Annotated in this window: 10 protein-coding genes; 8 read left to right on the top strand and 2 right to left on the bottom strand. The window is 40.7% G+C overall.

Going from position 1 to position 22839, the window contains the following annotated elements:
- Nucleotides 1-351 precede the first annotated feature (351 nt).
- From ACFE6N_RS11720 to ACFE6N_RS11705, 4 genes are all read left to right on the top strand, one after another.
- The gene (locus ACFE6N_RS11720) at nt 352-1632 is read left to right on the top strand and encodes an OmpA family protein (protein ID WP_378936610.1); all 1281 of its coding nucleotides are present in this window, start codon (nt 352-354) and stop codon (nt 1630-1632) included.
- Between the two features lie 20 nt (nt 1633-1652).
- Nucleotides 1653-2234 carry a hypothetical protein gene (locus ACFE6N_RS11715; RefSeq protein WP_090981678.1) on the top strand — a complete coding sequence of 194 codons (582 nt, stop codon included), beginning with the start codon at nt 1653-1655 and terminating at the stop codon, nt 2232-2234.
- Nucleotides 2235-2363: 129 nt separating this feature from the next.
- The gene (locus ACFE6N_RS11710) at nt 2364-2753 is read left to right on the top strand and encodes a hypothetical protein (RefSeq protein WP_378936608.1); all 390 of its coding nucleotides are present in this window, start codon (nt 2364-2366) and stop codon (nt 2751-2753) included.
- Nucleotides 2754-2806: 53 nt separating this feature from the next.
- Entirely contained in the window at nt 2807-2992 is a 186-nt protein-coding gene (locus tag ACFE6N_RS11705) for a CsbD family protein (protein ID WP_055909662.1), read from the top strand.
- Nucleotides 2993-3319: 327 nt separating this feature from the next.
- Here ACFE6N_RS11705 and ACFE6N_RS11700 read toward each other — a convergent pair whose 3' ends face one another.
- Complete coding sequence (locus ACFE6N_RS11700) at nt 3320-6850, bottom strand: family 43 glycosylhydrolase (protein WP_378936606.1); 3531 nt, start codon at nt 6848-6850, stop codon at nt 3320-3322.
- A 531-nt stretch (nt 6851-7381) separates the two neighbouring features.
- Here ACFE6N_RS11700 and ACFE6N_RS11695 point away from each other — a divergent pair.
- The gene (locus ACFE6N_RS11695) at nt 7382-10465 is read left to right on the top strand and encodes a beta-L-arabinofuranosidase domain-containing protein (protein WP_378936604.1); all 3084 of its coding nucleotides are present in this window, start codon (nt 7382-7384) and stop codon (nt 10463-10465) included.
- 730 nt (nt 10466-11195) lie between these two features.
- Nucleotides 11196-13052, top strand: a complete 1857-nt coding sequence (locus ACFE6N_RS11690; RefSeq protein WP_378936602.1) for a DUF4859 domain-containing protein — start codon at nt 11196-11198, stop codon at nt 13050-13052.
- Between the two features lie 684 nt (nt 13053-13736).
- Here the strand turns inward: ACFE6N_RS11690 and ACFE6N_RS11685 are convergent.
- Nucleotides 13737-15659: a family 43 glycosylhydrolase gene (locus ACFE6N_RS11685; RefSeq protein WP_378936600.1), complete on the bottom strand. Its 1923-nt coding sequence runs from the start codon at nt 15657-15659 to the stop codon at nt 13737-13739.
- Nucleotides 15660-16380: 721 nt separating this feature from the next.
- Between ACFE6N_RS11685 and ACFE6N_RS11680 the strand changes: the two genes are divergently transcribed.
- Both ACFE6N_RS11680 and ACFE6N_RS11675 read left to right on the top strand, forming a co-directional pair.
- Nucleotides 16381-17466, top strand: coding sequence for an RICIN domain-containing protein (locus ACFE6N_RS11680; RefSeq protein WP_378936598.1), 1086 nt, complete (start codon nt 16381-16383; stop codon nt 17464-17466).
- Nucleotides 17467-18372: 906 nt separating this feature from the next.
- Entirely contained in the window at nt 18373-22398 is a 4026-nt protein-coding gene (locus ACFE6N_RS11675; protein WP_378936596.1) for a two-component regulator propeller domain-containing protein, read from the top strand.
- Nucleotides 22399-22839 lie beyond the last annotated feature (441 nt).

Below are 22839 nucleotides of genomic sequence, written 5' to 3'. Positions count from 1 at the left end.
AGCCAATGGCTTTGCGAAGCAAATCTCCTAAACTCAATTAGATAACCTGGTCCAAAACGCTCTGCTTCGGGTTGCTCCGTCGAGATCAAACCCATCCGATCTGAGTCTTACAATAGCAGCCTGGTCTAAGAATTCTTTTAGCCAAGCAATCTGGTTAAGAAAAGTAAATTAATGCTAAGATAAGTAGCAATCGCTGTAATTTGTCTACACCCATTACATCGTAAACCGGTGAAATACTAATCAATTCCTATTGGAAGCCAAACAAGCCACTCCTTTTAGGAGTATTTTTGTGTAACAAAATTGAAACATTCATGTTGTCCCTCTGTTATTCCCTCAATAGAAATGAACAATATGAATAATAATTTTACAAAATCTACGATGTTGATCACCTTGATAAGTTTATCAACTCAACTGTTTGCGCAGGAAACGCCAACCACTTCAGAAAGATTTGGCAAACAATCTTTAAGGACCTGGAGTATAGGAGCCCACGGAGGTATACTGAGCCAAAATACTTTTTTAGGCAGAGGAAGTGTTAAAGCCAGAGAATTTAAAAGCATTGGTTACGGCGCATTCATCAAAAAGCAAATTTTACCAGCACTAGGTTTACAGGCCGATTTTCTTCGCGGAGAAATCAAAACCTTAAACAGCAGCAGCACGATTGAACAAGTGAACAGCATCAACTGGTCTGGTTCCCTTACCGCAGTATTAAATATTGCCAACTTTAGTCTGAACACGCAGAATGCAGTACTGATTCCTTATGTTAAAGCGGGTGCCGGATACATGTCTTCAGATTCAAAAGTAGCCAATGTTGATGTATTTACGGATAGAGAGGGATGGTATATCCCAACGGGCGTTGGATTTAAGTTCGGTGTAGCCAAAGGAATTAATATCGATTTAGGTTATGATATTAATTTCATTAAATCTTCTCCTACTGTTAAAAATGCTTACAACGAAAGCAGGTTCTCATATGCCCATGCAGGTTTGGAATTTGCACTTGGAAACAAAGAAAATTCTCAGTTGCAAAACTACAGTGCGGTTGCAGACCTAAGAAAACAAAGTGCAGAAGAAAGCGCAGAATTAAGAAGAGCACTATCTACAGCCGAGCAAAATGCTGCAAGAGACCGCGAGCAGTATGCCAAAGATTTAGGAGACGATGACAATGATGGAGTAGCAAATAAATTTGATAAATGCCCGGGTACTGCAGCTGCAACCGTTGTAGATGGATCAGGCTGCCCGATAGCTGTTAAACAAACGATTATTAAAGAAACAACTGTGGTAACAGAAGCTGACCGCAAAATTGTCAGAGATGCCATTTCAAATCTTGAATTTGATTTAGGTAAATCAACCATCCGCGCAAAATCTTACACCACATTAAACCGTGTCGCTGCCTTGCTAATAGAGAAAAATTTCAGCTTAAAATTAGCTGGTCATACAGACAATACGGGTGGAAGAGAATTAAACCTGCGCTTATCTAAAGAAAGAGCAGAATCGGTAAAAGCTTATCTGGTTTCTCAAGGTGCAAATGCATCCAGGATCGAGGCAACAGGTTATGGTCCAGATCAACCGATAGCAAGCAATAAAACTGCTGCGGGCCGTCAGGAAAACCGTCGAGTAGAATTCACCTTATATTAATCAAAAATAAATTATCAATCATGAAAAAATTTTTAGCAACAGCAATTATCTCTGCAACGACTATTTTTGCGGCAAATGCCCAGATCCAAAAAGGCAATGTAATGGTTGGAGGCAACTTAACCAACATTAACCTCGGTTTAGATGATCCAAAAATATTCAGTGTAGACATCACTCCAAAAGCAGCCTGGTTTATACAGGATAATGTTGCAGTGGGTGGTTATGTAAATTTTGGTTTAAAAACCGCTAAAAACTCCAGCACAACCACTAGTTACGGAGTTGGTGCATTAGGCCGCTATTATACCGGAAAAGATGTTGAAGTATTACGCCATGGCCGTTTATTTGCTGAAGCTACTGTTGGTATTGGCGGTGTTAATGTAAGCAATGGCGGTGGCAATACAAATGGCTTAAACTTAAGCGTTGGGCCGGGTTTTGCCTATTTTATTACACCAAACATTGGCCTTGAAACCTTATTAAAATACAACGGGCTGGTTGGTTTTGGAAGTGCAACAACCCAAAATAACCTAAACCTGTCTTTCGGATTTCAGATTTACTTGCCAGGACAGAGAACGGCAAACAAAGTTAAAAGAGACGTTGCAAATTAAGTCTAAAAATCAGAAGCTGCTTTCTTTAGGAAGCAGTTTCTTTTTTAAAATAAAGATGATGGTGTGAGGGTTTTCTAAATCCACTATACGCTCTTTACATAAGAACAACTTAACAAAATGATTTAAGCAATGACTACAGGAAAAAAAATCGGAACCATTGCAGCAATAGTTGGCATTGTGCTGGTTATCGGCCTGATTTATTATCATTACTTCTTTGTATTTGGTGAAGGAGTGAAAGCCGGAGAGCTGAATTACATCGTTAAAAAGGGATATATTTTCAAAACCAATGAGGGAAAACTGATTCAAAGCGGCGTTCGTTCCAGACAAATGGGCACGTTGGAAAACAATGAATTCGAATTTTCTGTAACCGATGAAAGTATAGCTAAACAAATGATGGGAAACAGTGGCAAATTTTACGAACTGCATTATAAGGAATATAAAAGCAGCCTACCCTGGAGGGGATTTAGCAGATATGTGGTAGATAGCATATATGCCGCTAAAGATGTTCAGACTAGATAAGGCATAGCCAATTTTTTAAAACAACTGAAATATTAATTTTTAATACTAAAACAATGGACAAATTAGAACTCAAAGGTGCCTGGAATGAACTTAAAGGAAAAGTTAAACAGGCCTATGCAGATTTAACTGAAGATGATTTAAAGTATGAGGAGGGAAAAGATGATGAACTTTATGGCAAACTGCAGCAAAAAACAGGCAAAACCCGCGAGCAGGTTGTAGATTGGTTAAAATCTTTGTAATTAACAATCGCACACATCTTCATTTCAAATAAAGTGAGGTCATATGATTATTGATATAAAATGTCATCCAGACGAATCATTTATTCTGAAAAAATCAAAAGGAACGATAGACAAATTTAAGTGAATAGTATCCGCCAAGAGGTCGTCATTCCAGCTTGATCCTATAGCCATCGGACGGGAATCTTAAAAGGCTTGCATTAAGATTCCCGCATGCGCGAAAACGACGATCTTATCAGTGGATCCTCTAAATGGTAGTTTTTCGCAAATTTGAAGCAGGCATTCAAACTCAAAATCAACCGATTAATACGAAATAAGTTTGAAGCGGTATCATTTTTTTTTCTTCTGGATAACCTTAAAATCACTAAACGATGCATAACCGGAAATGTCTCCGTAAGTAGCATGATAAACACCAACCTCTAAAACACTGCTCATATCATCCCTTTTTATCGGACTGCCGGGAAGATCTACCCAATCCCTTCCATCCTGGCTGCCACGCATAAAAAATAGATTTCCTTGCCTTTCTATCTGTAAATGACGATAAAAATTCCATCCGGACTGGTTATTCAATTGTTTACGTTCTCCAGAACGAAAGTCGGTAATAATGTTTCCAATACCCCAGCCTGTCATCACGCCATTTTGTAAAAGCTTAGTCGTACCTGCCGGTTCTTTAACCATTAAACCACCTTCGTTTGCACCATAGGCTTTCCTTTGATTCAACCCTAACATATCAGACAGCAACACTTCAGCAACAAAATCGCCTTCCACCTGATGGTAGGCAAAAGGTCCGGCCGGCATTGATCCATCCCAAAATGTATGGTGCGACACTAATTTTAACACGCCGGCTTCCTGGGCTACAGTGTCAGCATTTCCCGTAAAACCATCCCAGGAAGTACCCTTTAAAGCATCCGCTCCTGCCGGAATTGATATGGCCGGTCCGCGTTGTTTTCTGATGATAAAAAGTGTAGAATCTGTTGTAACCATAGCCGGCGAGGAGTTCAGGCTAATATTGCCAAAGTTATCTCTAACCTTTACGGTATAAGCGTAGCGCATTTGAGGTGAAACAGCGAAATCTGTATAAGCTGAAGATTTTAGCCATTTCGGGGTGTTTTTATCTCCATCTTTTTGAAAAAGATACTCAAAACTGGTACCTGGTAGTGTTGGTTTATTCGCAGCCATATAAACCATATTGGGTGTAACCGCTGCTGGTTTTGAAGCAAATGACGCATTAACGAGGTTGCTATTGTGTGTCTGTTTCCAAAAATCAAACTCCTGCTTACATGCACTATCATCAAGCGCATAATTATATGCAGCCATAGCAGATATGGATACCGGATCCCCCGTAGTTGCTGCCCCGATTAAAACACGCTGATTTTTCGGTGGGACGGGCAAATCGATATTTTCAAGCCTTTTACCATTGATAACAACCTTAAATTTTCCTTTATTGCAGGTGCAGATTACCTGCTGCCACTTTCCGGTGCCCACTATGCTTGTCGTTTTATGGCCAAAAAATAAATCCGTTTTTGCACCAGCCAGCGCATATAGTGAAAAAATAGCACTAAAAGGTTTTGAAAAGTCTAGTTTTTTCGCCAGTTCACTTCCTAAAAGTAACTGTCCTCCACGATCTAATTTCACCGCTATTTTTCCGTTTACATCCGCAGCTTCTGCTTTACCCTCAATTACGAGGTGCCCTAAAGCAGCGCCGTTATTGGTCCACTGATCTAACCTGCCATAGTCGAGATTTTTAGCTTCAACATACAGCGGGGTGTTATTCGGCAGTCCTTTTTTATAGGCAGTTTTAACCTGTTCATGGCTTAGCGGAATATCATAAATTTTTAAAGACGCCAATGCCCCAGAAAATCCTGCACTTCCGTCTTCATTTCCACCAATCAGAAAATGTTTAAGGTTATTGATGAAAAGCATTCTTCTCTCGGTTCTGTCCAATTCCCCATCTACATAAATCCGTTCCATTGTACCATCAAAAACAACGCTGATCAAGTGCCATTCGTTGGCTTTTGGCACGTGTTTATAGCCTAAATCTGCCCAACCTAAATGGTTGATGGCACCGGCAGTTTTACTGTTCCCATAACCAACCGCTGCATTACTTAAATCAACACCGCCCCGCCCTGCCCAGGATACAATGATTTCTTCTTTATCAATTTCCGGATTTAAAACCCACATACTCACAGTATAGCTGCTGTTTCCAAGCAGCGATTTTGGTGCAGGCTCCGTTGAGGATAAGCGCTCACGGCCAGTAAAAAACAACGCTTTTTTACCACCAATCATCGAGGTAAGGGGTTTAATTGGTCCGACAGCTGAAAAATCGCCACCCAACTTGCCCTTATTTTGAACATTGGTTACCACGGCGTTTGCCCGGAGGTGATCTAATGACAGATCCACTAACAAACCTTTTGGTTCAAAAGCATTTAAAAGTGCCCATTTTTTAATTTTCGTATGCATTACAGGTTGGTATTCTGCATGATCAAAAACCTTGATATTCCATATGGCTTTATTCAATCCCGGATATTCTGTGTGTAAAACCATTGTACGGAGGTATCGCGCCTTAACATCGCCAAAATCAATCATTGGGCTTCCATGCCGGGTATTTTTGCTGCGATCAGCATAAACTCTCCAGTTTTTTCCATCAGCCGAATACATGATTTTATATTGATAATACCATGTCGCATATTCAAACTGTGTATGAACACTTTTAACAGCATATATTTTTCCTAAATCTACCTGCACCCAGGCAGGCCCTACATTGCTTTTACCTTTCCATAAGGTTCCGTTATTATCATCAAAGGCAAATTCCGCTTTAAAATTCTCATCATAGCTGGAAGATGCAGAGACCTTTTTACCTAGCGCTAAATTTGGATGTGGATTGACATTTTTGGCGAGGTAACCGATTCCGGTATGGGTAGGCACAATCTTAAGTATATTTCCTTCCTCATCAAACTGTATTTGATCTGCAGCTACCTGCCTGTGGTAACCGCCATCATTATGCGGGTTATTATGCCGGTGGTAAACCAGGTAAAAACTATCACCCTGCTGCAATACAGATTGGTGGCCCGGCCCATGCACCGTTCCATCTTGATTTGTAGCTAAAATAGGATTGTTTGCACCATATTTAAACGGGCCCATCGGATTAGTTGCTGTGGCATACTGAACCCGGTAAGTACCATCTTCACAATATCCTGATGAATAAGTCAGATAATAAATCCCTTTTCTTTTAAACACAAACGGAGCTTCAAAAAATTCTTTTGCATCAGTATTGGGAATCTGGCCCAGCTTGGCAAAAGACTTCATGTCTGCGTTCAAAAGGCCAACACCACAGCCGTGGTTAGGGTAAATCCCCCAGGTACCCCAGTACATATAATACTGGCCATCGTCATCTTTGAAAGTCTGTCCATCAAGTGTAATCACATTTGGCACCATATAATTAGACACAATAGGTTTGCCTGTAGGCAACAGCGAGGTCCACGGGCCAACGGGGCTCAGAGAGGAGGCACCGAAAATCTCTACGGGTTGACAGTAATACAGGTAAAATTTGCCATCGGCTCCCTGTGTTACATCCGGCGCCCAATAGTGGTGTGTGGTTGGCCAGTTCATATCCTGCATGGTCCAGTTTACAAAGTCTTTGGATGTCCATACCTGAGAGGGACCGAAACCACCGCCATTTCCATCGGTTGTGGCATATATATAATAGGTATCTCCGAATTTTTTCACGGTTGGGTCTGCAAAATACCCTGGTATAATCGGATTTCCATGCACCATAGCCTCGCTCGCATATTGAGCCATTGCGGCCTGACCAGTAAAGCATAAGCGCAATAAAATGAATAACTTTATGTATTTTTTCTTCATTGATTAAAGATTATACCGGGGCCGTATAAACCACCATTATAAAATAATCCCGTAAATATAACCGATGTACAAACCAAATTTCCGTTGCATATTAATACATTGTATCAATATTTTAACCATTCATTCTCCGAATGCAGATTTTAAACATCATCTCAAACGGGAAAAAAGTAATCATTAACACAGATTAAATTTGCGATGCTATTCATTAAAGCCGATAACTATTGACGAAAAAACTGTTTTATCAATATCTCTTGCTAAACCAGTTAATCATGCAGAATCATTTTACAAATAGAATTAGCGTTTTCAATTTCCTGGTAGCTACTACGTGATGAGCATCTTATAACTTGAATACTCCAAAATAAAGTTAATTCCATAGCTCCGCTTCGCTATAGGTCAGGTTGACGAGGGCTTTAAATCAAAAGCTGATAATAGTTATTTCACCTATTCATCCTCAAACAAGGTTAAAATATGCACAATACCTGCAATTTATAGCGTTTTCTCAATAATGCTTTTTGCGTAATTTTATCTCTTATGAGAAGTCTGTTAAATATTAAAATTCATAAATTAAGCTGTTACACTATTCCATATCTTGCTATTTTTATATTTGCAAGCAACATCGCGCTGGCCCAAAACGGCGATCAGATCCTGGATGGTATTGGAGAAACGGCCATGAGTGCCAGGTATGAACTTAAAGGCGATTTAAAAGATTGGTCAAGAAATCGCTTTAATGCAAACCTCATTGGAGGTGAACCCGAATTTGTACAAGACAGTCGTTTCGGAAAAGTGCTTGCTCTGCCGGGAACTAACGGAACTTATGTAAGTATACCTGACGGAGCATTAACCGATGTTGAATCCATTAGCGTAACCGCTTGGGTTTTGCTTAAAAGTGAGCGTGCGGAACAGTGCTTTTTCGACTTCGGTCAAAATTCGGAAAGGCATTTTGCCTCACAATTTAATCTTAAACAGACTGATCAGGGTTTTCTTGCTGTTATCCAAAATGGAAAGCAATCGAATATCACAAAGGCGGCTGCTCCTGCTCTTAACCAATGGGCACATCTGGCCATTGTTGTCGATATTGCTTCAAAATCGATGACTAGTTACCTTAACGGTAAAAAAGTTGCTGAAGAAAAAGACATCAATTTTGACCTGACATCAATTTTGGGTGAGCATAAACCGGATAGGAAATCACTGGTCCTTGGCAATGCCCTGTCAGCCAAAAATAAAGCGCTGAATGCTTTAATCCATGATTTCAGGATTTATCGGGTCGCCTTAAATGCAAAACAAATTATTTCGGTTTATCAGCACGGACAAAACCAAACTAATGAAACGGCAGTTAACACTTCGGCAAAAACGGATGATGACCTGCAACATTTCCCTGCAGATGCCGCTCAGTTATATACCAAATACCTCACTCGGGTAGATCATATTGAAGTGACAACAAGTGTTGGTGATCTTCCCCGCTTACCCGGGGCCATTGCCGGAACTTATCAAACCGGTAAAACCGGCCCAATGGTAAAAGTAATCTGGCCCAATCCAACAGATAATTCAGCGGTTAGCCAACCGGGAACTTATACCATTACGGGTTATGTACCAGGAACAAACTTTAAGCCAAAAGCACTGGTAACCGTAACTGGCAGCGACAAAAGTGCAACACCTGATATTAAGCTACTACCTTTTGCCTTGAACCAGGTAACCCTGAAAGCTGACCACGAAGGCCATGACACAAAATTTATTGAAAACAGGAATAAGTTTATCCGTACATTGGCTAAAACAGACCCTAATTCGTTCCTATATATGTTTCGCCATGCTTTTGGTCAGAAACAGCCTGCTGGTGCGAAATCGCTTGGCGTTTGGGACAGCGAAGATACTAAGTTGCGGGGCCATGCCACGGGACATTATTTAAGCGCTATTGCACAGGCTTATGCCGGCTCAGGTGGTGACCAAACATTGCAGAAAATTTTCGCCGATAAAATGGCGTATATGGTGAATACACTTTATGCCTTATCTCAACTATCCGGAAAACCTCAAAAAGCGGGAGGTGCATTTATTGCCGATCCTTTGGCTATTCCTTACGGTCCGGGAAAAACTGCTTATGATTCTGATATCAGCGAAAAGGGAATCCGAAGGGATTACTGGAATTGGGGAAAAGGTTTCATAAGTGCTTATCCACCAGATCAGTTTATCATGCTTGAAAATGGCGCTAAATATGGGGGTCAAAACAATCAGATTTGGGGTCCCTATTACACTTTACATAAAATATTAGCCGGACTGATTGATATTTACGAGGTTAGCGGAAATAAAAAAGCACTTGAAATTGCCACCAATATGGCTGATTGGGTATATATCCGACTAAGTGGCTTACCACAACAAACCTTAACCAGAATGTGGAATACCTATATTGCCGGTGAGTTTGGCGGCATGAATGAATCAATGGCACATCTTTACCGAATCACCGGAAATGAAAAATACCTAAAAGCGGCACAGCTTTTTGATAATATCCGCTTATTTTATGGTGACGACGCGCACAGCAGTGGCTTAGCTAAAAATGTAGATCTTTTTCGTGGCCTTCACGCCAATCAGCATATTCCACAGATTGTTGGCAGTATGGAACTTTATCGGGTATCCCAACAGTCAGATTACTTTAAAATTGCAGATAACTTCTGGCATAAAGTTGTAAACAACTACATGTATAGCATAGGTGGTGTTGCTGGTGCAAGAAATCCGGCCAATGCAGAGTGTTTTATCGCACAGCCCGGAAGTTTATATGAAAACGGCTTTTCTGAAGGTGGGCAAAATGAAACCTGTGCCACTTACAACATGCTTAAACTTACAGGCGATTTGTTTCTTTTTGAACAAAAAGCGGAATTAATGGACTACTACGAACGCGCTTTATATAATGATATTTTAGCTTCCGTAGCAAAAGACAATCCCGGAAATACTTATCATATCTCACTTAGACCAGGTTCTGCAAAACAGTTCAGCAATGGAGACATGACCGGCTTTACCTGCTGCAATGGTACCGCATTAGAAAGCAGTACCAAGCTACAGAATTCGATTTATTTTAAAAGCAAAGATGATGATGCACTTTATGTAAACCTTTATATCCCCTCTACATTAGATTGGAAAGCGCGAAAGATAAGAATAGAACAGACAACAGATTTCCCGAAAGAAGACCATACCAAACTAACGGTTCATGGAAATGGAAAATTCGACATCAATGTGCGTGTGCCAGGATGGGCAAACAAAGGTTTTTTTGTAAAAATCAATGGCATTACACAAAAGCTTGTGGCCAGCCCGGGCAGTTATCTTAAAATTAACCGCAATTGGAAAGATGGAGATGTTGTGGAATTGAAAATGCCTTTCACATTCCACCTCGATCCGGTAATGGACCAACAAAATATTGCCAGCCTATTTTACGGCCCCATATTGCTTGCTGCCCAGGAGCCAGAAGCGAGAAAAGACTGGCGTAAAATTACCCTAGATGCACAAGACATCAGCAAAAGCATTAAAGGTGATCCAAAGCAGCTACAGTTCACCATCGATAATGTGGCTTTCAAACCATTTTACGAAACATACGGTCGCCATTCGGTTTACCTGGATGTAACCTTAAAATAACTCTTTCGGATTGGGGCAAAACGCCCCAATCCGAAAGCGAAATCAGATTTTCTCACAGCAAATTACCTGTCTGTCCGCAGGACTCTACCCACTAATAATTGAAAAGAGTCTGTGACTCGTTTTGCTCCGACCAACAATACCTTAAGATAACTTTCACTCTACCGCTTATTTAGCTATTGTTAGCCTGCCGACCGAAAGCGCGTCAGATATTTGGTCTATCTGATCGCTGACAGTACCATTACTCAACCAATGCAAGTACTAAGCAATGCGCCAGCAGTGTGCAAGCAGGTACGAAGCAAACCTGGCCGGAAGGTGGCATAAATGTGGGGTAAACGTAGCGTAAAGGTGGACATGGAATATTTTTTGGGAGATTTTTAATCAGACGGATTAATTTGGGTGATCATCCCTAGTGATTTTCTAATATACCAAAATATGGTGAAGTGGACAAAAAAAGAGCTTCGTAATTTTTGTCACGGGTAGCAGAAATGCAATTTGTTACCGCTGCCGCTCCGGCTTCTGGCAACACCAATGCTATTGTAACACCCCGGGGCGGACAATACTGCGTTAATCTTCCTGATGGAGGTAAAGTTTGCTGATTGCGAAGAAACAGCTGCCTCCAGATAAAATAATGACATCAGGTTAAAAATGAGTTATTTATAGGTAAAAACCTGTAATGATAGTTTTAGGGTTCTGGTTAATTTGCTGAATACATCAATTAACTCCTAAACCCATGAACCACTTATCAAAATTAATACTGCACCGGCGAATAGGTGTTGTACTTTCCTTAATCTTATTGTTAAATTTTACCTCGTGTAAAAAAGCTAAAGTCGCGCCTGATCCTCCGGCAAATGAAACCGGTACGCAGGCTGCTACCGCCCTGCAGATTTACAAACCTACATCCATGCAGAATATGGATTGGAACGCTACCGAAAGCGAATGGTGTTACGCCCGTTCAAAGCAATCCGATCATTTTATATTGTTCTGGGGAAAAGGATATGGTACTAACAATCCTTCTTCCGCAAATGTAGATTCAAAATACCGTGTGGATATTGATGATTTACTGGCTAAGGCCGAATCTTTTTACAACCTAAATGTAAATACATTAAAATTTGCCACCGTTGGAAACGGAACTTCAAAACTGGACAAATACAAAATGATGATCTTTTTATATTATGAAGATGGTTGGCGTGCAACTGGTTCAGGATATGACGATACAATCGGCGCATTATGGGTAAGCCCACAGACCTGCAAGCCGGTCGGTTCAACAATCGCGCATGAGATTGGCCATAGTTTCCAATACCAGGTATCCTGCGATTTAGGTACCACTCATGGCTTCAGGTGGGGTTTTGGGGGAAATGGTGCAGGGGGAAATGCCTTTTGGGAACAAACGGCACAATGGCAGGCTTTTACCTCTTACCCAAATGAACTTTTTAGCAGCTGGTTTGATCCTTACCTGGATAATTACCAGAAACACCTCATCCACGAAGATTACCGTTATGCCAATTATATGATCCACCAGTACTGGGCACAAAAAAGAGGTATAGCGGTTATTGGCAAAATATGGCAGGCGTCACAGACTTATGAAGATCCGATTCAGGTTTATCAGCGTTTATACGGACTTTCTGTGAGCCAGCTCAACGATGAATTATATGATGCTGCATCTAAATTTGTAACCTGGGATATTGATAACATCCGTACGCTGGGGGCAAGTAAAATTGGCGCACATCATTACAAAATGAACCTGATGAACGATGGTTCTTTCCAGCCTGACCCAAGCTTTTGCCCGCAAACAACCGGTTATAATGTGATGCCCTTAGAGGTGCCTGCAGCGGGTACAATTGTTACCGCGGCATTTCAAGGATTGCCAAACGCTTCGGGATATAATCAGGTAGATGCCAGCATAGCCGGCTGGAGGTATGGTTTCGTTGCTTTATCAACAAATGGAACGCGAAGCTATAGCCCCATGTTCACAAGTGCCTCCGGAAATGCAACATTTACTATTCCGGTAAATTGCAGCCGCCTTTGGTTTGTGGTAACCGGGGCGCCTGCCCAATACCATCCGCATGCCTGGGATGAAAACAATACCAATGATGAACAATGGCCCTATAAGGTAAAGTTCCAGAACACCAGTTTACCTGGCTACAACAATCAGGCACCTAAAGATGTGGCCTTTACTTACGACCTCGAAGTGAACCGAAGCACTACCTCTTACGATTATGCCACAGCTCAAATTGATATTGCTAAACTGGCTACTGCTTTTCAACTACCTAAACAAGATATTACCAGTAAAATAGGCACCGACATTAAATTTTATGCACTTGAACCTAATAATAACTTAAATGCTACCCTAACAGCCAATGGTTTCGGGCAGTGGTTCGATGCCAATGGCTATGTGGTTGGCTACAGTTCAGCTAATTCGCGGGTATTTTGCGAGTTTGATGCACAAAATTTTAAACTCAACGCTGGTCAGTATCCTAACCGTGTTAATACAGGCGATAAGTATACCATTAAACAGGCTTTGGTCTATACGTTAGCTTCAGGCAATAAAGTGACTGCTACCTTTACTGTTAAAATGACCATAAAATAATGGTTCCAACTTAACCTGAGTTCGATTATCCACATTGCTACCAGGTAGAAGCAAGCCCCCAAAAAGTTAAACACTACTTTGGGGGCTTTTTGTACCATTTTTTAACATGCTTTGCTATACAATCAAAAGCATCCGTAACGCACATTAAATAAGATTGGTGAGTTCTGTTATTTTGGAAAGGTGCTGTGGCTCATCATCGGTTGGGTTCTGCCGGGCTGTCCGCTATATCTTCTGCTGACCTTCTACGCCCCCCTGCCTTTACAGCAAAAGTATGCCGCTCCCATCCCGTTTAAATACCAAGGCCTGTGCAGGAAAACTTCATCTCTCTGCAATTTGCGATAAAACGAAAATAGAATCCACTATCCTGGCCACCTAAATCCGACTGGAGCATAAAGCCCGGAGCGAGGCACGAGTGAGGACTTGAAGCGAAGGCGGGACTAAAAAGACCAGATGCTTCTGGAACTGCTTTCCAAAAAAGTAAATACCATTCACGGGTCTTCATTTCGACCAATACGCTTCAAATCATTTGAACATCCGTTTGTAGGTGTTGCTTAAAGTTATCGTAGCGATTACATTTATTCGAATATAGTTCCAAAAAAGATTCTTTACGGCCTTCAGGATTTCGCAAAGCCATGTGGGCTCCACTCACCAGCAACACTAAATTGCTATCTCCGTATTTTCTGACTATCTCTTCCCTACACCCTCACTCGTCATGATTACTCTTTTAAGCGTTCCATCTTTGTTATACAAGATTTCATCTACACATACCGATCTGTTATTGCTCCCCCCTCCAGGTTGCATGGCTCCGTTGTGATAAAAGAAATACCATTTGTTTTTAAATTTCACAATAGCCTGGTGGTTGGTATCACTATTCCCGGCTACTTCATTTAAAATACCCTGATAGTTCCATGGCCCATCCAAGGATTTACTCGTTGCATAAGCAATTTTTTCAGGAAAACCGGTAGCATAAGACAGATAATAGATACCCTTTTCCTCGTGTATCCACGGCGCCTCTGTAAAGTTAAAACCTTCAAAATTGATTCTTTTTACAGCGCCATCAATTTCGATCATATTTTCTTTTAATTTGGCGTAATAACACTCACTGTTTCCCCAGAATATCCACCCCTGCCCTTTTTTATCCACAAAAACAGTTGGATCAATACAGGCCCAATAGTTTTTAGAATCATAACAGTCTTTATTCGTGAGCAGCGGCTTTCCGATTGCATCTTTATACGGTCCTTCAGGTCGATCTGAAACGGCAACACCTATGCCCAACGCATTTGTACTGATATACCAATAGTATTTGCCGTTGCGCTTAATCACCTGCCCCGCATAAGCATCTCCGCCCTTTGCCCATGAAAAATCAGAAAGCTTAAGCGGAACAGGGTATTGTGTCCAGTTTTTCATATCAGTTGTTGAAAAAACCGACCAATCTTCCATTTTAAACGTTTTTTGCTTCCCGCCTGCATCATGCCCGGTAAACAACCATAGTGTTCCCTGATCCACAATCGCTGCAGGATCTGCAGTGTACTGGTGCGTGATAATTGGATTTCCCTCAGCTACGAATTGAAACCGGTCGCCGGGAAGTTTAGGAATAAGCAACTCACCGGGAACACCTTTCCAAATACTGTTTAGGTAGCGGGCTTCCTGACCGCTTATCCCGATCACACTTCCATGTCTTGGAAAAAAATTCTTGGTGAATGACAATGGTGCATCGCTAAAGTTAAACAGATCGGTACTCTTCTGATATTCATATCTTCCTTTGGTATATAAATCATACATCAATACATAATCCGGAGAATTGTTCAGTTTAAAGATACTTGATCCCTCTACCGGAGTGCCTGTTCCGGCGTAAGCATCCAGGTATTTAAAGTCTTCCACCCATGGTCCCTGCAATGATCGGGATGTGGCCTGCTGAATTCCATTTTTTACTTCCTTTCCATCTACCTTGGTATTTCCTTTATAAAAAAAGTGGTATATCCCATCTTTAAAGATAATATCGCCATCAATACCTCCAAATTTCGGGCTAAACATTAAAGTTGGCTCCTTTTCAAAACCGGTAAAGTCCTGGTTGGCGTAGGCGCAATAAAAATCAAGCTTATCATCGTCCTCAAACCTGATGGTAAAATACACGAGATATTTCTTGGCAATCGGATCATAAATCGTTTGTGGAGCCCATACCCACTTCACCCTGGCAAAAGTTGCAGGATACTCCTTTGCCAGATCGACAGCACTATGGCTCCAGTGGCCCAAATCTGAAGATTTTAACATCACAATTCCTGTATTTTTAGCCCAGCCGTTTTTATGGGTATTCATATCTGTTGCCGTAATATAAAATCCACTTGCATCTTCTTTCCTCAGGATATGCGGATCCCTGATGCCGCCAGAATTGGAAATGGTATCCGATTTGATTACCGGATCATTTTGGTTTAGTGCAGACCAGTTTATTCCATCAGGACTGGTTGCAAACCGGAGCTGCTCCTGAACATTCCCTGGCCCCGATCCCTCAAAATAAGCAAAAAGATACCCTTCAGATTTATTTGGATACTTTACCTCCTGTGAAAAACATTTAAAAAAAACAATTGCCAATGCGACAATTATCACCATACATTTCGAATAAAACTTCATACGTTCAAATTATTTGGGATGCTAACAGGCATTTAAAAGTTTAGCCTGTGATTAATAGTTTGATTAAGCATTATTGGTGAGAACCATTTACAAATATTTAACTGTATAACAGACCTCTACCGAAAACAAAATAAACGTGCAAGTAACATTTATTTTCAAATGTAAAAAAACACGATGAAATATTTTATTATCGCCGGTGTTGCCACATCCATTTGTCAGGTAAACACCAATATGAAAATGATTTCAAAGCAAATTAAATTTATGTTTTAATTTATGAGCCGGTTAAATCTTGATGTGAATGTAGCCACTTTCTTCAATTGTTCATCAACACCTATATAAATTGATTGATTTACCCCCCAAAATCGATTGATTTACAACCCCTCTTACAACCGACTGTATATTATATTTGAAACACAGAAGTAATTACTAATACTTACCTGTATTCACCTAACCAAATTTTATATGAATCTAAAATGTTTACTATTAACAGCAGTAAGACAAAGGAAATCAGCATCACCTGCAAGGGGAATTCCAAATGAAAATTGCTATTTATTAAAGCCAGGCTGAACCTAATCGCTTCCTAAAAAAATCAGAATTTATTGCTTAAGCCCAGAGATTTTCCAAATTCAAAATTTTACGCCTTTGGGAAAAATAAAACTTTGGTTGTCGCGTAAACTACCATATAAAAAACCTAAACGTTATGATGAAAAACAAAATGCTTTTTTTAAAGTACATGGGTGCGATTTTACTAGCTGCCCTTTTTACTTCCAGTTGTAAAAAGGTTGCAGAAGTAAACCCCAACGAGACGGAAACATTTAACTCGGCAATAACCAAAAAGAAAGTCCAGGCCATTCAGGCTATTGAAATTCCACAGGCACTTGCAAATGGAACCTTTTATATCATGAGTAAAACCAGCAGTAAGGTTATCGATGTACCTGGAGGGCAAAATGGAAACAATACCAGTGTATGGCAGTGGGGCGGCACAGGTGGAACTAATCAACAATGGAAACTCACTTCGCTATCTGGTGGATACTACAGTATAATCGGTGTAGAGAGCAACCGGGCCTTAACCGCGGCTGATAATACCAATGGTGGCAATATTCAGATCAACGATTATACAGGCGCCAATAACCAGCAATGGCAGTTCGTATCATTGGGAAGCAACTACTATCGCATTGTAAACAGGGCAAGTGGAAAGGCGCTTGACCTATGGGGCTCTTCATTGGAAGATGGAGGCGATATCAATCAATATGATTCACATGGCGGCGATAACCAGCAATGGGTTTTGGTGAAAACAAAATATAACGGCCAGGTTGGCTGGGCGTGGACCTCAACTAACGGTGTTCCTGCAGATGTGATTACCAGAATCACAAATGCGATGAATGATGCATGTGCACGTTACAATGCCGGTGCCGATTGGGATGCGAGAACCCTCAGTGTTTCTTACAATACAGGTGTACCAACCGCCGAAGCTAACGTAAATGGCAGCATTAGTTTCGGAGCAAATACAAGTTATCAGAATGTACGTACCGCTATGCACGAAATGGGGCATTGCTATGGCGTAGGACAAACCGGGGGCTGGTATAACCTGACCAACGGAGGAACATACTCTGGTGCGAATGGTATAGCTACCATCAGGGCGCTAGAAACCCCAACCAGTAATATCAGTGCCGGAGGCGGTCACTTTTGGCCGTATGGTTTGAATTATGATTCGGAATGGTCAGAAACCGGGGCATTCAGACACGTTAAGGTTGTGCGTGCCATGGATTTAGACGGCGTTTATTAGTTAGTTAGATAGATGATAGCTTGAAGGGAGCATTAAATGAATAACTCAGGTTACACATTTATGCTCCCTGGCTATTTTATAAGTAGTCCTGTCTTTCCCGAAATTAATAACTTTCGGATGCAATGGCTTTTTCAGCCGCCAGCACTTCCTGATTTTCCGGAAAACAATTTCCTGTCAAAAATGCTAAGCGGAAGCTTGCTCTGCCAAAACTGTAGGTATTCCGCCTCAGCAAAGACGATATTACAATATAGTTGTGGATAGCCTAACGATGAGCTGCCATAATATATTCTTATTTTCCTTCGCCTCATGTTTTCAGATATACTGATATCAAATCATCAGTTCGTTTATCCCTTAAACAAATTTTATCGATATAAACGGTTTTCAATCCCCACAGCTTTTTAAGCTAACCTAAATTCATGCTTCTTCATCCTATTTAGCTGATTTACAGATTTATAAATTATCTATCAGATGTTTACAAATTATTTTAATAAAAACACCTGCTACGAAATGCCTAAAATCGCTCGATGAAGTAAGCCCAGCACAAACAACTGTCCACTTTCAGTCAACCTGATCCGATAGCAATCTGATCTATTTCAGGGTATGCCGGATTAAATTAATCCGCATAACCCGCGTTGCGTAGTTCTTCCAGCAGAATACATTTTGAATAATTTGAGAGAAAAATAAATTAAACGTTATCATAACATTTAATTTAAAATAACTAACTTAGATGAAAACAATAGACAGCTTAGGCTAATCATTGTTGCTAACCAAATTTACACGTCTAATCAGGATAGGATTAAAGATTCTATATGATCTTTGAGTTTTATTAACTGCAACTATATTGATATGCATAAAATCTTGATGAATACCAAAAGTCAGATTTTTTTTAAAAAAAACTGACCAATTATGCCAAAATACCTGTTGTTATTATGCTGTTTATTATTCTTCACCGGGCGTATCACAGCCGATCAGAATGACGAGCGCCTGTTTAGTATCAATGAGGGGCTCTCCAATAATTCGGTAAGGTGTATCTTTCAGGACCATTATGGTTATATGTGGTTTGGTACTTACGATGGACTGAACCGCTACGACGGGACCGTTGTTAAGGTGTTTCGTAACCGGCTTAAAGATGATTACTCACTTCCTCATAATTACATTTATTGTATTGCCGAAGATGCAGAAAATAACATATGGGTGGGTACGGGGCAAGGCGTGGCCATATATAATGAGCGAAGCGGGAAATTTGCGCCGGCATATTACTCGCCTAAGCGAGGGGATAAACCTATCAAATCAATGATGGCAGTAAATACCATCGTGCGCGACTCAAAGGGGAATTTATTTATAGGTACAAATGGGGCTGGAATGTATTATAAAGGTAAGCAAGACAAATACCCATATAAAATATTAAATAGCGACAAAAACCGGTCACTTTCCAATGCGAATATAACCGGTATTGTGGAGGGGAGTCAGAACCACATCTGGATTACTGTAAGTGGAGTAGGATTATATCGTTTTGATGTCCGGCAGAGAAAACTGGTTCTGGTTAGTACTGAAATGATGCTCACCAACTGTATACTGGCAAAGGAAAATTATCTATGGATTGGAACCAGGGAGGGCCTGTATCAATTTTCGGTTATATATGATAATAAAATACCAAGAGTCTCATCCAAAAAGAAACTGTCAAACGGAAACATATTGTCACTCCTGCTACATCCAGGATATAAGCTCTGGATAGGGACCGAAGGAAGTGGTATGTCCATCTTGGATTTAAAAACATTACAAATTAGCCAGGCTAAACTCACCCCACATAAATTTGCTTATACCAGCGGTGAAACCATACCTGCCATGTATAATGATAAAGATAACCGTAAATGGATTTCCAAATTAAATGGAGGCGTTGTGATCATTGACAGTGCAAAAAAGCATTTTCAAGTATTCTGTAATAATCCACATACCCAAAACAGCCTGGTCCATAATTATGTATCCTGCCTTGCTGAAAAAGTTAATGGCGACATTTGGGTAGGAACTGATGGAGGGGGAATGAGCTTATACTCCCCCAAAGCAAATAGCTTTACCCAGTTCAGGCACGATCCGGCCAAATCAAATTCTTTAAGCAGCAACATCGTGACAAGCATATTAACAGATCGAAAAGGCAGCACATGGATAAGCACTTTTGGCGGTGGTATTAACAGGTTTAACGAACAGCGGCAATCTTTTATCAGATATCGTTGCGTTAATGATAAGGGTAAGGAGAGCAATTATATCTGGATTATTTACCAGGATCACCAAGATATGATCTGGGCAACCACAGTCGTTGATGGCGGAATATACAGATTAAACGCTCAAAATGATCAGTTTGAACTGTTTGATTCCAGTCTTTGTGATCTCAACGACTTTAAAGAGGATTCTTTCCACCAGCTCTGGGCCGGTACTTCAAATGATTTGGTAAAGATAGATACCCAGAAAAAACAACATGTCTATTATACAATAGGTAAACCCGTTAGGGGCATATTCGAAGATCGGAACCGCAACTTTTGGCTAGGCACGGAGGGCGGTGGCCTGATCCTGTTCGACAGGATAAAGGGAAAAATAAAGGCCCAGTTTTCTGATGCGGAAGGCCTGTGCAACAATTCGGTGCTTAACATCCTTCAGGATGATCAAGGGTATTTATGGCTTAGTACTTTCAATGGTTTATCCCGGTTCGATCCGGTGCATAAAACCTTTAACAATTATTATAGTGAAAACGGATTATCAAGCAATCAATTTTCGTACAGTGCGGCTTTACGCCTGAGATCTGGCGAAATGGCCTTTGGCAGCATCAAAGGTTTTACGCTTTTTAATCCGAAAAACTTTCAGTCGAGCCCTGCAAACCTCCCCGCCACCTATCTATCATCGGTGTATGTGAACAACCGATTTATTAGCGTAACTGATGAATTAGTAAACCAAACTAATCAGGAACGGATTTCCGAATTAACCATACCGTATAACGAAGCGGTTTTATCACTCAGTTTTTCTGCTATAGATTTTGCAGATAAGGGCAAAATTAAATTTGCATACCATTTAGAAGGAGGTAATAATGAATGGATTGAAACCACGGCATCAGCTCCTGTTACCTTTCTTCGGTTAACAGATGGCAAGTACATACTACACGTTAAACGCAATAATTACATTGGCGGATGGGGGCCGGAACACCGCTTGCTGATTATAAACGTGCTCCCACCCTGGTACCGCAGCTGGCTCGCTTACTTTTGCTATGCGCTTATCGGTTCTGCAGTAATATATGCCTATAATGCCTACAGAGTGCGACAGGCAAACTTAAATTACGAAATTAAAACTGCCCAGACAAATGCACAAAAAGAGAAAGAGCTGAGCGAAAAAAAGTTCGCTTTCTTCACCAATGTTTCGCATGAGTTTCGCACACCACTAACGCTGATCATCAATCCTTTAAAAGATTACATACAACATCATCCGGCCTCTGGCAGTAAAGGAGGTCTTGATCTGGTTTACCAAAATGCAAAACGATTGCTGAAACTGGTAGACCAGTTGCTGCTGTTTCGAAAAGTTGGCGGGGAGAGTGAAGATTTAAAGATCTCAAAACTTCCCTTTTCCGAAATCTGCAAAGAAGTCCATATCAGTTTCTCTGGCCAGGCCACATTAAAAAATTTAAACTACCAGTTTACATGCCCCGATAACCTAATTGAGCTATATGCCGACAGGGAAAAGATCCAGGCAATCCTTTATAACCTGATTTCCAACGCGATCAAATTCACCGAACCTTATGGCGAAATTAACATGCAGCTATGGGAAACAGCAAACACAGTAGAATTGAGTATAAAAGATAATGGGATCGGTATTGATAGCCATGTTAAAGAAAAGTTGTTCGATCGGTTTTATCAGGTCAGGGAAAATAGTTCTGCATCGGGCTTTGGTATCGGTCTATATCTGGTAAAGCAATTTATGGATCAGCATGGTGCACAGATTTCTTATGAAAGCGGCATTGGATGTGGAACCACCTTCTTCCTGTCGTTCAAAAAAGGTAAATGCCATTTTGGCGATCTCACCATATATGAAGATATTACAGCAGAAACTTTCCAGACTGAAGATCAGGCCAAACCAACTCCACCCACATTAAAAACAGATCCAAATCTGCTGCTAAGCACACAAGACCTTATTCTGATCGTAGAAGATAACGAAAGTATCCGCGAATACATTCAGGGCATATTCAAAAATGACCACCTGGTTATTACCGCCTCCAGTGGAAAAGAGGGACTTGAACAGGCCATTCAACATTTGCCCGACGTCATTATCAGTGATATCCTGATGGAAGATGGTACCGGATTAGAGCTATGTAGCGCCATTAAGAGCAACCCTACACTTGGGCACATACCGGTAATTTTATTAACGGCACTATCTGATGCCGAAAACCGGCTTAAAGGTACTCAATGTGGCGCGGACGATTATATTACCAAACCTTTCGAAAAAGAATTGTTAAAGGCGAGGGTTAAAGCTTTGCTTGAAAACCGGACTAAACTACAGCAATATTTTTATAACGAGATTACGCTCAAAAAGCAGAATTTCAAGATCTCACCAGAGTACCGCGAGTTTTTATCAACCTGCATCAATATTATTGAGCGTAATATTGCTGATGAAACGTTTAACATCAAAAAGTTTTCGCAAGAAATTGGCATGAGCCATTCCGGCCTGTATCGGAAGGTCAAATCTGTTTCCGGCCAATCAATAGCCGGTTTTATTCGATTCATCCGTCTTCGGAAATCTGCTGAACTCATGGTGGAATCCAATTATACCATTAAAGAAATCGCCTGGGAAGTGGGGATTAACGACATCAAATATTTCCGTAAACAATTTAGTGCCTTATTCGGGATGAATCCATCCGACTATATAAAAACCTATCGGAATACACCTCACAAATAAATTATTTTACGCTTTTAGGGAAAACAATCTCCAAACGTTCGCTACAGCGCACGCTTTACAATTGCTATGTTCCTCGTGATCTTGATTTTACGCAAGCCGTGTAGAGTGCTTCGTTTTAACAACCATTTTTAAAAACGTATAAGATTAAATACGTTTTTATGATGTATTTCCACTAACAATTATCGTTGTTTTAGGGGCTTAAAAAGTCATAAATCATTAAAATCTTTACTGAAAACCTGGCTTACGATAAAAGCGATGGTTAAAGCCGCTTTAAATAGATTTAAACGCGAAAATTGGCGATTTACCCCCTCTTATTTGACCGATTTATTCCCTCGGCTAACACCATCTCATACTACATTAGGGTCCATAAAATGATTACTAACCAAACCTAACTGAATCCTTTTATTAGCAGATACAGGCAACAGGAAATTTAGCAATGCT

The sequence above is a fragment of the Pedobacter sp. BG31 genome (genome assembly GCF_042464845.1).
Taxonomy (GTDB): domain Bacteria; phylum Bacteroidota; class Bacteroidia; order Sphingobacteriales; family Sphingobacteriaceae; genus Pedobacter; species Pedobacter suwonensis.
This window is presented reverse-complemented; position numbering and strand designations above follow the sequence as displayed.